11 protein-coding genes are annotated in these 12,266 nt (G+C 64.6%); 8 read left to right on the top strand and 3 right to left on the bottom strand.

What is annotated here, in order from left to right:
- Nucleotides 1-4: 4 nt before the first annotated feature.
- The 3 genes from ACU5AY_RS04490 to ACU5AY_RS04480 all read left to right on the top strand — a co-directional run bounded on the left by ACU5AY_RS04490 (nucleotide 5) and on the right by ACU5AY_RS04480 (nucleotide 2,226).
- A complete protein-coding gene (locus tag ACU5AY_RS04490; protein WP_446828168.1) occupies nucleotides 5-1,552 on the top strand; it encodes a cryptochrome/photolyase family protein in 1,548 nt (515 codons plus the stop codon).
- 133 nt (nucleotides 1,553-1,685) lie between these two features.
- The gene (locus ACU5AY_RS04485) at nucleotides 1,686-1,970 is read left to right on the top strand and encodes a hypothetical protein (protein WP_446823583.1); all 285 of its coding nucleotides are present in this window, start codon (nucleotides 1,686-1,688) and stop codon (nucleotides 1,968-1,970) included.
- Between the two features lie 70 nt (nucleotides 1,971-2,040).
- Entirely contained in the window at nucleotides 2,041-2,226 is a 186-nt protein-coding gene (locus ACU5AY_RS04480; RefSeq protein ID WP_446823582.1) for a DUF1059 domain-containing protein, read from the top strand.
- A 24-nt stretch (nucleotides 2,227-2,250) separates the two neighbouring features.
- Here ACU5AY_RS04480 and ACU5AY_RS04475 read toward each other — a convergent pair whose 3' ends face one another.
- From ACU5AY_RS04475 to ACU5AY_RS04465, 3 genes are read right to left on the bottom strand one after another with little or no spacing between them, the layout of a single operon-like run.
- Nucleotides 2,251-3,501, bottom strand: a complete 1,251-nt coding sequence (locus ACU5AY_RS04475) for a CCA tRNA nucleotidyltransferase (RefSeq protein ID WP_446828167.1) — start codon at nucleotides 3,499-3,501, stop codon at nucleotides 2,251-2,253.
- Nucleotides 3,498-4,133, bottom strand: coding sequence for a CoA pyrophosphatase (locus ACU5AY_RS04470; RefSeq protein WP_446823580.1), 636 nt, complete (start codon nucleotides 4,131-4,133; stop codon nucleotides 3,498-3,500). Before ACU5AY_RS04470 ends, ACU5AY_RS04475 begins: the two co-directional genes overlap by 4 nt.
- Nucleotides 4,130-4,753, bottom strand: a complete 624-nt coding sequence (locus ACU5AY_RS04465) for a DUF1285 domain-containing protein (protein ID WP_446828940.1) — start codon at nucleotides 4,751-4,753, stop codon at nucleotides 4,130-4,132. The genes ACU5AY_RS04470 and ACU5AY_RS04465 overlap by 4 nt, the downstream gene beginning before the upstream one ends.
- A 175-nt stretch (nucleotides 4,754-4,928) precedes the next feature.
- Between ACU5AY_RS04465 and ACU5AY_RS04460 the strand changes: the two genes are divergently transcribed.
- From ACU5AY_RS04460 to ACU5AY_RS04440, 5 genes are read left to right on the top strand one after another with little or no spacing between them, the layout of a single operon-like run.
- Nucleotides 4,929-5,933 carry an AAA family ATPase gene (locus ACU5AY_RS04460; protein WP_446826037.1) on the top strand — a complete coding sequence of 335 codons (1,005 nt, stop codon included), beginning with the start codon at nucleotides 4,929-4,931 and terminating at the stop codon, nucleotides 5,931-5,933.
- A 25-nt stretch (nucleotides 5,934-5,958) separates the two neighbouring features.
- A complete protein-coding gene (locus tag ACU5AY_RS04455; protein ID WP_446828166.1) occupies nucleotides 5,959-6,879 on the top strand; it encodes a DUF58 domain-containing protein in 921 nt (306 codons plus the stop codon).
- The gene (locus ACU5AY_RS04450; RefSeq protein ID WP_446828165.1) at nucleotides 6,876-9,698 is read left to right on the top strand and encodes a DUF4159 domain-containing protein; all 2,823 of its coding nucleotides are present in this window, start codon (nucleotides 6,876-6,878) and stop codon (nucleotides 9,696-9,698) included. The genes ACU5AY_RS04455 and ACU5AY_RS04450 overlap by 4 nt, the downstream gene beginning before the upstream one ends.
- Nucleotides 9,698-11,767 (top strand): hypothetical protein, encoded by a 2,070-nt coding sequence (locus tag ACU5AY_RS04445; RefSeq protein ID WP_446828164.1) that lies wholly within the window; start codon nucleotides 9,698-9,700, stop codon nucleotides 11,765-11,767. The genes ACU5AY_RS04450 and ACU5AY_RS04445 overlap by 1 nt, the downstream gene beginning before the upstream one ends.
- 4 nt (nucleotides 11,768-11,771) lie before the next feature.
- Nucleotides 11,772-12,194, top strand: a complete 423-nt coding sequence (locus ACU5AY_RS04440; protein WP_446828163.1) for a GNAT family N-acetyltransferase — start codon at nucleotides 11,772-11,774, stop codon at nucleotides 12,192-12,194.
- Nucleotides 12,195-12,266: the final 72 nt, after the last annotated feature.

The following is a 12,266-nucleotide window of genomic DNA, read 5'->3' as shown; positions in this document are numbered from 1 at the left end:
GCCCATGGCCGACCGCCCTTCCCTCATCCTGATCCTCGGCGACCAGCTTACGCGCCAGATCAGCAGCCTCTGGGCGGCCGACAAGGATCGCGACGTCGTGCTGATGTGCGAGTTGCGCGACGAGACAAGCTATGTCGGCCACCACAAGCAGAAGCTGGTGCTGATCCTTTCGGCGATGCGCCATTTCGCAAGCGAGCTTGAGGCAGAGGGCTGGACCGTCGATTATGTGAACCTCATCGACCCTGAGAACACCCACAGTTTTTCCGAGGAGCTCGCCCGCGCCGTCAAGCGCCACAAGCCGGGCAAGGTCGTCGTCACCGAGGCAGGCGAATGGCGCGTCCAGGAGATGATCGATAGCTGGGCGGACGACCTTGATATCGACGTCGACTGCCGGCCCGACGAACGCTTTCTCTGTTCGAAGGCCAAGTTTGCGGACTGGGCGGAGGGGCGCAAGGAATTCCGCATGGAGCATTTCTATCGGGAAATGCGCCGCGACACCGGTCTCCTGATGGACGGCGACAAGCCGGAGGGCGGCAAGTGGAACTTCGACCATGACAACCGCAAGCCGGCCAAGGAAGACCTGTTCCTGCCAAAACGCCTGCGCTTCGAGCCGGACGACATCACGCGCGAGGTGATCGCTCTCGTCGAGAAGGCGTTTCCCGACAATTTCGGCGCGCTGGAGAATTTCGGCTGGGCGGTGACTGCCAAGGACGCGGAGCGCGCCTTCGACGACTTCCTGAAAACGTCGCTCGCCAATTTCGGAACCTATCAGGACGCCATGCTGAGCGGTCGGCCCTTTCTCTATCATGGCCTGATTTCGCCCTACATCAATCTGGGGCTGCTCGACCCTTTGGAAGTCTGCCGCGCAGTCGAGGAGGCCTGTCGCAAGAACAAGGCGCCCTTGAACGCCGCCGAGGGCTTTATTCGCCAGATCATCGGCTGGCGCGAATATGTCCGGGGCATCTACTGGCTGAAAATGCCGGACTACCGCGACAGGAATGCCCTGTCGGCGCATGCGCCCCTACCCTGGTTCTACTGGAGCGGCGAGACCGACATGAACTGCCTGCGCCAGGCGATCGGCCAGACCCGCGACGAGGCCTATGCCCATCACATTCAGCGGCTGATGGTGACAGGCACCTTCGCTCTTCTGGCCGGCATCGACCCACACGCGGTCCACGAATGGTATCTCGCCGTCTACATCGACGCCTTCGAATGGGTGGAACTGCCGAACACGCTCGGCATGAGCCAGTATGCCGACGGCGGGCTGCTCGGATCGAAGCCCTATGCGGCGAGCGGCGCCTACATCAACCGCATGTCCAACTACTGCGATGATTGCGCCTTCGATGTGAAGGCGCGGACCGGCGAAAATGCCTGCCCCTTCAATTACCTTTACTGGGATTTCATCGCCCGGCATGAAAAGCGCTTGGGCTCTAATCCGCGCATGCGACAGATCTACGCGACCTGGCACAAAATGGCCCCTGAGGACCGTAAGGCTGCCCGCGATCAAGCGTCTGTTTTTCTTGAAAAACTGCGGAATGATGCCACCGAATAGGTCCGGCGACCGTGCTCCACGGGCAATGCCTTGCCCGCTTTTTAATTTAGCATTCGCGCAAAAAGATGGTACCTTCAGACCCAGAGCAATCGTTGGAGGGATTGTAGCTCGCTTTTTGAAGGAGGAGTTCGAAATGGCAGATGCAAAGACCGACCGCAAACCGGTCATCGATGTCGCAACAGAGTCCCCCCGTAAGACGCGTACGCTGAAGATCGAGATAGAACGCCTTGCCGAAGACTTGCGCGCGGCAAGCGATCTGAAATTGCCTCATTCCTATTTTGTCGAGCAGGCGACGCTGAAGCTCGGCGGCCATCCCGAAATCGCGACCGGACATCAGGAAGCGATCGAAGGCAGGGTCACGCATGACGGGCAGTACAAGTCGCCCGCATGCTTCAACGCCTGGGCAATGCCGGACTGAGATTTCCGGTCTCCGGGTGTAACCGGCCATCATCACTCAAGAGGTGGCCGATGACAGAAAGGAGAACCTGATGAAAGTATTCGAATGTGGAACACTCGTTCCGGGTTGCGACTGGCATACCCGGGCGGACGAGGACGCCGAAGTGGTTCGCCGCGCCGTCGAGCACATGCGCACCGCGCATGGCGAAACGGTGATCCGGGAAACCATGGTCGAAAACATCAAGGCCCGTATCCGCAAGGAAGACAAGGCGGCCTAGGCCTCGAAAGGCACTCGGCCGCCGTCAGCGGAAATCATCCAGCCGGGCGAGCAGGCTCGCCCGGTCCATCACGAAATTCGACTTCACCCATTCTTCTTCCAATCCCTTCAGGACATCGCCGACCTTCGGACCCGGCTGCATGCCTGCAGCCAGCATGTCTGCGCCCGACAGCGGAAAGACCGGCTTCTTCCAGCGTTCCGCCCGCTCCAGCAAAAGCGACAACCGCCCCACCTTCGCCATCGCCAACATGTCCGCGCCGGCCTTCGCCCGCGCATTGGCGAGATCGATGCGCAGCCGGGCGATAATGCCTTCAGGCCCCGACCGGTACAGCAGACGGTCGAAGGCACGGTCGCTGATATCGTCCGCAATCGGGGGAGCGCCCGCAAACGCGGCAAGCTCGGCAGCCTCGGCGTTCGAAAGCCGCAGGCGCTTGGCCAATGCGGCCAGACGCTCGCCATCCGGCGGCAGCATGGCCATCAGCCGCAGCATGGGATCGGGCTTCCAGCCGAGTGCCGCGCCGGCCTCGACAAGCGCCGGTATGGTGTCGATGCCCCACTTTTCCGTCTCCGGCAGGATTTCGGTCAGGACACCCGTCTGGCGCATCCAGAGAAGCGCCCTACCCGGATCCGGTGCGCCGAGCAGCTTCTTCGTTTCCGACCAAATGCGCTCCGCCGAAAGCGTCACAAGCTTCGAGCGCGCCGCCGCAGAAGCACGCAGTCCCGCCGCATCTGGACGACCGCTGCCGTACAGCGCAAAGAAGCGGAAGAAGCGGAGAATGCGCAGGTAATCCTCGGCAATCCGCTCGCCGGCATCCCCGATGAAGCGCACGTTGCGCGTTTCGATGTCCGGCATGCCGTCGACGAGATCGATGATGTTGCCGTCGGCATCGGCATAGAGTGCGTTGATCGTCAGGTCACGGCGCTCGGCATCGACCTGCCAGTCCGCCCCGAACGCCACTTCCGCGTGGCGCCCGAAGGTCTGGACGTCCTTGCGCAGCGTGGTGACTTCAAACGGCGTATGGTCCTTCACCAGCGTGACCGTGCCATGATCGATGCCGGTTGGCACCGCCTTGATCCCGGCCTCGGTCGCCCGACGCATGACTTCCTGCGGAAGAAGCGTCGTGGCGATGTCGATATCGCCGACGGGAATGCCCATCAGCGCGTTGCGCACCGCGCCACCGGCGACCCGCGCCTCCCCGCCATCGGCGTTCAGGAGTACCAGGACCGCTCGCAGCGCCGGTTCCTTGAACCACGCTTCGTCGGCGACAGTCTTCATGCGTAAAGCCTTTCATAAATGGTGCGGACGATGCCCGCCGTCACGCCCCATATCATCCGCTCGCCATAGGGTATGCGGTAGAAGTGCCGCACCGCGCCGCCGAGCATGCCGCTGTCGCGCCGGTGGTTTTCCGGCTGCATCAGAAAGGACAGCGGCACCTCGAACACGTCATCGACCTCGTGCGGGTTCAGCGTGAACTTGAAACCGGGCCTGACGACGGCGAGCACCGGGGTGATGCGGAAACCGGTCGCCGCAAGATATTGCGGCATCCGGGCGACCGGCTCTACGAAGGACGGGTCGAGCCCGATCTCCTCCTCGGCCTCGCGGATCGCCGCCCGCTCCGGGCTGCCGTCCTCGGCATCGACCGACCCGCCGGGAAAGGCCACCTGACCGGAATGCTTGCGAAGCTTCTCCGTCCGCTTGGTGAAGATGACCGTGGCGTCTGGACCATCGTCGACGACCGGCACCAGAACGGCGGCATCGCGCAGCTTCGGCGTGTCGATCGCCCGCACCAGATCGACGTTCAGGGAATGATCGCCATGATCGAGGACCGCGTGCTCGATCGGCGCGCCGACCTGATGCAGAGCCCTGCGGCGAAACTCCGCGGCCGAAAAAGGGAAATCAGCACTCATTGCGACAGGGCATCCAGTTCCGCCGCCGGCATGATCGGGAAAACCGTGCCACCGGAGCTAACCGAGAACATCTCGACGCCATCGACCGTCTCGCTCTCGCCGAGCGCCACGAGGTCGTACATCAGAGCCCGTGTGACAAGCGCCTCCAGCCGGCCACGAACGAGGATATAGGGCTTCAGCTGCTTGTCCTCGCCGGCAATCGCGAAGCGCAGCGGATGCTCCGGTCCGACCTCGACCACATCGCCGACATTCGTCCGGAAGGTCAGCAGCGGCGCGCCGTCCTTCTCTCCGACATGCATCTCGACGGCCAGGAAGGGTGCGTCCTCGACCCGGATGCCGACCTTTTCCACAGGCGTGACGAGATAGGTCTTGCCGTCTTTGTCCCGGCGCAGGACGGTCGAGAAGAGCCTGACCAGCGGCTTCCGGCCAATCGGCGTCCCCATGTAGAACCAGGTGCCGTCGGCCCGGATTTCCATGTCGATATCGCCGCAAAAGGGCGGATTCCAGCGCTCCACCGGCGGCAGGCCGCCGCCCTTGGCGCCGGTCTCGGATGCGGCGCGCTGCACGAGTGCCGCCAGTCCGGCCGCATCCGCCTGCGCTTTCATCTCATTGGCCGCCATCATTCAGTCCCGATTGTCCATTTACCATTCCCTTCACGAGATAGTCATTTGCACCCAGCTTGTCAGCCACCACAATGGAAATAAGCTATGATGAGTTGAAGTGCAGCGCACAACACCGCGATTCGGCAGCCCAATTTCGCCCACACCCTGCCAATGGAGATGCCCCATGAGCCTGATGTCCGCTTCCGAAACGACACTCGACGAAAAGGCCATCGTCGAGCTCGCCGAACGGGCGCTCGCCGACATCGCCACCGTCAAGGCCGAGGTGGGCAAGGTCATCTTCGGCCAGGAAAGCGTCGTCGAGAACACGCTTCTCGCCGTCCTCTCCGGCGGCCATGCGCTGCTGGTCGGCGTTCCCGGTCTTGCCAAGACGAAGTTGGTCACCACGCTCGGCACCGTTCTCGGCCTTTCGGCCAACCGCATCCAGTTCACACCCGACCTCATGCCGTCGGATATCCTCGGCTCAGAAGTGATGGACCAGGACGAGACTGGCCGCCGCTCCTTCCGCTTCGTCAAGGGACCGGTCTTCGCCCAGCTCCTGATGGCCGACGAAATCAACCGTGCCTCGCCGCGCACCCAGTCGGCGCTTCTGCAGTCCATGCAGGAGTACCACATCACCATGACCGGCCAGCGCTACGACCTGCCGTCGCCCTTCCATGTGCTCGCGACCCAGAACCCGCTGGAGCAGGAAGGCACCTATCCGCTGCCGGAAGCCCAGCTCGACCGCTTCCTGCTGCAGGTCGACGTCAACTATCCGGAGCTGGCCGCCGAACGGCAGATCCTGATGGAGACCACCGGCGTGTCCGAAGGCAAGGCGGAAAGCGTGATCGACGCCGAACGGCTGCAGTTCATCCAGAAGCTCATCCGCCAGATGCCGGTTCCCGACAGCGTCGTCGACGCCATTCTCGATCTGGTCCGCTCGGCTCGTCCGGGTCAGGGCAACGCGACGACCGACAAGCATGTCGCCTGGGGCCCGGGTCCGCGCGCCGGCCAGGCGATGATGCTCTGCGCCCGTGCCCGCGCGCTCTACGAAGGCCGGCTGGCGCCGTCGCTGGACGACGTCTACGCGCTTGCCGAGCCGATCCTGCAGCACCGCATGGCGCTGACCTTCGCCGCACGTGCCGAAGGCATGAGCGTGCGCGACGTCATCGCTGATCTGGTGCGGAAGGCCAAGGGTTGAACAAGGTTATAGGAGGCCGGCGAATTTGGCGGCAATAGGCCAGAAGGTCATCCCGACACCGGCAACGGAAACACTGGCGCGCGCCCGCCAACGCGCGGCGCTCATCCCTGACTGCATGGTCGAGGCCAAGCGCATCGCAAATACGGTGATTGCCGGCTGGCACGGCCGCCGCAAGCGCGGCATCGGCGAGAATTTCTGGCAGTTCCGTCCCTTCACCGAGGGCGAAAGCCTGTCGCGCATCGATTGGCGCCGCTCGGCGAGAGACGATCATGTCTATGTCCGCGATCGCGAATGGGAAGCCGCCCACACCGTCTGGCTCTGGGCCGATCTTTCGCCGTCGATGATGTACAAGTCCAGCATGGCGCCGGTCTCGAAGGAAAGCCGGGCGATGGTGCTGATGCTGGCGCTTGCCGAAATCCTCGCGCGTTCCGGCGAACGCATCGGCTGTCCGGGCGTCATGGAACCCGTTTCCGCCCGCAACGCCGCCGAACGGCTGGCGACCGCCCTGATGCACACCGAGGTCGACGGCGGCCTGCCCGATACCGGCATGATCCGCTCGCTGAGCGATCTGGTGCTGATCGGCGATTTTCTCGACACGCCGGAGGCCATTCTTGACCGGCTGGGTCCGCTCGCCAAGCGCGGCCTGCGCGGCCATGTGGTCGAGATCGCCGATCCGGCGGAGGAGGATTTCCCCTATGCCGGGCGCACGGAGTTCGTCGATCCGGAAACCGGTGACAAGCTGATTTCCGGCCGCGCCGAGACCGTCCGCGAGGATTACCGCAACGCCTATCTCGCGCGGCGCGCAGCACTCGGCGAAACCCTGCGTCATCTCGGCTGGAATTTCATCAGCCACCGCACCGATCACCTCGCCTCCGAGGCGCTCGTCGCCGTCCACATGTATCTCTCCGGCATGCCGGCCAAGGCCAGCAATGGAGGCCGGCGATGATGGGGCTGCCCTTTGCCTTCACCTTTCCGCTGGCGCTCGGCGCGCTGATCGCGCTGCCGCTGATCTGGTGGCTGCTGCGCCTGACGCCGCCATCGCCGAGGACCGAAGTCTTTCCGCCGCTGCGCATTCTAGCCGGCGTTCTCAAACGCGAGGAAACGCCGGCCAAGAGTCCGTGGTGGCTGACCCTTCTGCGCATGATCATGGCGGCCGCCGTCATTCTCGCCATTGCCGGTCCGGTCTACAATCCGCAGGTCAACACGGTCGCGGGCGACGGGCCGCTGGCGTTGGTCGTCGACAATAGCTGGGCCTCGGCCGCCGACTGGGACAAGCGGGTCGAAACGGCAAAATCGATCATCGACGACGCGGCCGACGGTGAGAAGCCGGTGGCGATCGTCTTCACCGCCGACCAAACGCATGACGCGACGCCCGGAACGGCCCGCGCCGCGCTGGAAAAGCTCGCCGCCGCCAAGCCGCGCCCCCTGAAGGCCGACCGCGCCAAGGCCATCGAAGCCTTGCGCGCCGAACTGCAGGGTCAGACGCCCGGCACGCTCGCCTTCATTTCCGACGGCATCGACGAGGCCGGCGACCGCAAGGCGATGCAGATGCTCGCAGACCTCAAGCCGCAATCGCTCGATCTGATCGAGGGCGACAACAGCCGCGCGGTGGCGCTCACCTCGGCGTCCAACGATGCCAGCAGCATGACGGTCACCGCCACCCGCCTCGACACTGCCTCGCCTGCCCGCCACCTTCTGGTGGCGCAGGATGCGCAGGGCCGGCCGATCGCGACCGGCGACCTCGACTTTGCCGCCGGCGCGGCGACCGCGAGCGCCCGGATCGACGCCCCCTTCGAAATGCGCAACGACTTCGCCCGGATCGCGATCCGCAACATGGACACCGCCGGCGCGGCCTATCTTCTGGATGACGGCTTCAAGCGCCGGCGCGTGGCGCTGATTTCCGGCGAGGCGGCCAACGAGTTCCAGCCGCTGCTCTCGCCGCTCTACTACATACGCCGGGCGCTGGAGCCCTATGCCGACCTGATCGCGCCGGACAATGCCGACATGTCGGTCGCCATCCCCAATCTCCTCGAACAGAAGCCCTCGGTCATTATCATGGCCGATGTCGGCCGCCTGCCGGCGGAAACCTATGCGCCGCTCGAGCGCTGGCTGGCGAACGGCGGCATGCTGATCCGCTTTGCCGGGCCGAGACTGGCGGCCGCCCCCGCCAACGATCCGCTTGTCCCGGTCACGCTGCGCCAGGGCGAACGTTCGCTCGGCGGCGCGCTCTCCTGGGCCGAGCCGCAGCCGCTTGCCAATTTCCCGCCAGACGGCCCCTTTGCCGGCCTGCCGACGCCGAAGGACATTCTCGTCAAACGGCAGGTGCTGGCCGAACCGAGCCCGGATCTTGCAGCCCGCACCTGGGCAAGCCTTGCCGACGGCACGCCGCTCGTGACCGCCAAACCGGCCGGCGCCGGCAACATCGTTCTCTTCCATGTGAGCGCCGAGGCGACATGGTCGAACCTGCCGATCTCGGGCGAATTCGTGGAAATGCTGCGCCGTGTTGTGCAACTGTCCCGCTCGGGCGGCGCGACGGCGGAAACCACCGCCAATTCGATCGCGAGCCTCCTGCCGCCCTACAGATTGCTGACCGCCACCGGCGCGTTGACGAGCGACACCGGCTCGGCCAAGCCGCTCGACGTCGCCGCCAAGGGTGGTCTGCGGACGAGCTTCGACAATCCACCCGGCCTTTACGGATCCGAAGACGGCTTCACCGCGCTCAATCTGCTTGCAAAGGACGATGTCCTGAAGCCGCTCGACCTTTCCGGCATCCCCGTGCCCGTCACGCGCAGCAAGCTGATCGGCAACGAGGCGCTGTCGCTGAAGCCGCCGCTCTTCATCCTCGCCTTCCTTTTGTTGGCGCTCGACAGCCTGATCGTGCTCTTCATCAACGGCGCCTTTGCCCGCCTGCCGAAGGCGACGCGGGTCGCCGGCAGCGCCGCCGCCGTCCTCATCTTTGCCGCAGCGATTGCCTTCGCCGTGCCGCCACAAGCCCGCGCCGACGACAGCAAGCCCGGCGACGACATCCTGATGAAGAGCCTCGACACGACCCACCTCGCCTATGTCGTCACCGGCGAAAAGCAGACAGACGACATTTCCGAGGCAGGGCTGAAGGGTCTCACCGAGTTCATGACCTACCGCACTGCCCTGGAGCCCGGCGAGCCAATCGGTGTCGATATCTCGCAGGACGAGCTTGCCTTCTACCCGATGATCTACTGGCCCGTTTCCGCCTCCGCGCCGATGCCGAGCCCTGCCGCGATCAGCCGCATCGATGCCTATATGCGCAATGGCGGCACGGTCCTGTTCGATACGCGCGACCACATCAGCGGGCTCGGCGACGATTCCGTCTCCGCCAATGGCGAACGCCTGCAGATGATCCTCGCCAATCTCGACATTCCGCCGCTCGAGCCGGTGCCGGCCGATCATGTGCTGACCAAGGCGTTCTATCTGTTGTCGAACTTCCCCGGCCGCTATGCCGGCGGCCCGCTATGGGTCGAAGCGCGGCAGGATCCCGACAAGGCGAACCTCAAATCCTCGTCGTCGGGCGACGGCGTCTCGCCGATCCTGATTACCGGCAATGATTTCGCCGGCGCCTGGGCCGTCAACGATCGCGGCGAGCCACTGCTGCCGACGGTGCCCAATGACGAAACCCAGCGCGAATACGCCTACCGCGTCGGCGTCAACATCATGATGTACATGCTGACCGGCAACTACAAGGCCGACCAGGTCCATATCCCGGCGCTGCTTGAAAGGTTGGGCCAGTAATGACGGTTGCCTTTTCGCCATTCCTGCCCTGGCCCGTCATCGCCGTTCTGGCCTTTGCCGCAGCGGTCCTGCTGGCACTTGGCATCTGGCGCTCGGTGCGCGGCACATGGCTTCGCGCCGGCGCGCTTCTGCTTCTTCTGGCGGCGCTCACCAATCCGGAACTCCTGCAGGAGGACCGCGAGCAGCTGTCGACCGTCGTGCCGGTGGTCGTCGACCGCTCGCAGAGCCAGATGACGCCGGAGCGCATCAAGGCGACCGACGAGGCACTGGCTGAGGTCGAGCAAAGACTGTCGCGCTTTCCGCGACTGGAACCGCGCATCGTCGAGGCCCGCGACGACGCCGATGCCGAGGCGCCCGCCACAAAGCTCTTCTCCGCCCTGCAGGCGGCCGTCGCCGACGTCCCGCCGTCCCGCATCGGTGCGGCGATCTTCATCACCGACGGCCAGATCCACGACCTTCCGAAATCGGCCGACCAGATCGGCTTCAACGCGCCGGTTCACGGCCTGATCACCGGCAAGGCCGACGAGTTCGACCGCCGCATAGAGATCGTCAAGGCACCACGCTTCGGCCTCGTCAACAAGGAGCAGGAGCTGACTTTCCGCGTCATCGACGACGGCAAGGCTCCCTCCTCCGCCGCCGAGGTCACGGTGCGCATGAACGGCGAGGAAATCGCCACCTTGAGCGCAAGGCCCGGACAGGACACGCCCTTCTCCTTCAAGGTGCCGCGCGGCGGCAACAACATTCTCGAGTTCGACGTCGGAGCGCTTGACGGTGAAGTGACCACCGCCAACAACAAGGCGATCCACGAGATCGAGGGCATCCGCGAGAACCTGCGCGTGCTGCTGGTCTCCGGCGAACCGCATGCCGGCGAGCGCGCCTGGCGCAATCTTCTGAAGTCGGACGCATCCGTCGACCTGGTGCACTTCACCATCCTGAGGCCGCCGGAAAAGCAGGACGGCACGCCGATCAACCAGCTGTCGTTGATCGCCTTTCCGACCCGCGAACTCTTCGTCGAGAAGATCGAGGATTTCGACCTGATCATCTTCGACCGCTACCAGCATCGCGGCGTGCTGCCGATCCTCTATTACGACTACATCGCCCAGTACGTGCAGAACGGCGGCGCGCTCTTGATCGCCGCCGGACCGGAACATGCCGGCGACAATTCGATCGCGCTGACCCCGCTCGAAACGGTACTGCCCGCCGAACCGACCGGCCGCATCGACGAGAAGGCCTTCTATCCGCGCCTGTCCGACGAGGGCAAGAAGCACCCCGTCACCCGGGGGCTCGAAGGCTCCGACCAGGAACCGCCGCACTGGGGCCGCTGGTTCCGCAGCGTCGATGTCGAACAGCCGAAGGGCGAGACGGTGATGGTCGGCGACGACAACCACCCTCTCCTCGTGCTCAACCGCGTCGGCGAAGGCCGCGTCGCCATGCTGCTCTCCGACCAGGGCTGGCTCTGGGCACGCGGCTTCGAGGGCGGCGGCCCACATGTCGCCCTCTATCGGCGCATCGCCCACTGGCTGATGAAGGAACCGGCGCTGGAAGAGGAAGCCCTGACGGCCAAGAGCAGCGGCCGGACGTTGGAAATCACCCGCCAGACCATCGGCGACGATCCGGGGCCGGCGACCGTCCGCTATCCCTCCGGCAAGAGCGAAAGCGTGACGCTCAGCCAGACGAAGCCGGGGCTTTATACCGCCGAAGTAAAAACCGACGAGACGGGCCTGTTCCAGATTGCCAATGGCGATCTCTCGACGCTCGCCCATGTCGGCGCGCCGGATGCACCGGAATTCAAGGCCATGGTGTCGACCGAACAGGTGCTGGCACCGGTCGTCGAGGCGAGCAAGGGGCTGATGACGCGTGTCGAAAAGGACGGCGGCAGCGTGGACGTGCCGGCAGTACTTCCGCTTTCCGGCACCATCCGCTCGGCCGACAGGCAGCGCATGGTGGTGCATCTGACCGACGAAAGCGTCCTGAAGGGCATCAACACCTATCCGCTGTTTGCGGGCTTTGCCGGGCTCGGCGCGCTGCTGCTCGCCTTCTCCGCCATGTGGTGGCGCGAAGGACGCTGAGACCGTGACGCATCACCTTGAAGTGACCGACACGCTGGACGACGGTGCGGAAGAGAAAATCCTTGCAGAGTTGAAGGCCCACAACGACGTGCTGTTCGGCGCACCGAGCGACCGACGTGGACTGTACGTGCCGATCCGCAATGAGGCCGGCACCGTCATCGGCGGGTTGACCGGCTATACCGGCCGCGGCTTCCTGCATGTGGAAATGCTGTTCATTCCGGAAGGCATGCGCGGAAAGCGCCTGGCCGGCCGCCTGCTTGAGGCCGCCGAGACCGAGGCGAAAGCCCGCGGCTGCGTCGGTGCCTATATCGACACGGCCAACCCCGACGCCCGACGCGCCTACCAGCGGCAGGGCTACGAGGTCATCGGCACGCTTGCCGACTACCCGCCGGGCTTCTCCATCACCTGGATGGCCAAGCGGTTCTGATGTGGCGCCAGAAATAAGAAACCCCTCGGGAATGTCCGAGGGGCTCAATCAATAACAGTATGAAAAGGCCGA

This window comes from Rhizobium sp. PAMB 3174, from assembly GCF_052908375.1.
Note: the sequence above shows the minus strand (reverse complement) of the source record. Positions and strands in the feature narration are given on the sequence as shown.

Bases quoted from the DNA above. Each gene is read 5' to 3' on its own strand.
- ACU5AY_RS04490 (WP_446828168.1), top strand. From the start codon at position 5: ATGGCCGACCGCCCTTCCCTCATCCTGATCCTCGGCGACCAGCTTACG.
- ACU5AY_RS04485 (WP_446823583.1), top strand. From the start codon at position 1,686: ATGGCAGATGCAAAGACCGACCGCAAACCGGTCATCGATGTCGCAACA.
- ACU5AY_RS04480 (WP_446823582.1), top strand. From the start codon at position 2,041: ATGAAAGTATTCGAATGTGGAACACTCGTTCCGGGTTGCGACTGGCAT.
- ACU5AY_RS04475 (WP_446828167.1), bottom strand. From the start codon at position 3,501: ATGAAGACTGTCGCCGACGAAGCGTGGTTCAAGGAACCGGCGCTGCGA.
- ACU5AY_RS04470 (WP_446823580.1), bottom strand. From the start codon at position 4,133: ATGAGTGCTGATTTCCCTTTTTCGGCCGCGGAGTTTCGCCGCAGGGCT.
- ACU5AY_RS04465 (WP_446828940.1), bottom strand. From the start codon at position 4,753: ATGGCGGCCAATGAGATGAAAGCGCAGGCGGATGCGGCCGGACTGGCG.
- ACU5AY_RS04460 (WP_446826037.1), top strand. From the start codon at position 4,929: ATGTCCGCTTCCGAAACGACACTCGACGAAAAGGCCATCGTCGAGCTC.
- ACU5AY_RS04450 (WP_446828165.1), top strand. From the start codon at position 6,876: ATGATGGGGCTGCCCTTTGCCTTCACCTTTCCGCTGGCGCTCGGCGCG.
- ACU5AY_RS04445 (WP_446828164.1), top strand. From the start codon at position 9,698: ATGACGGTTGCCTTTTCGCCATTCCTGCCCTGGCCCGTCATCGCCGTT.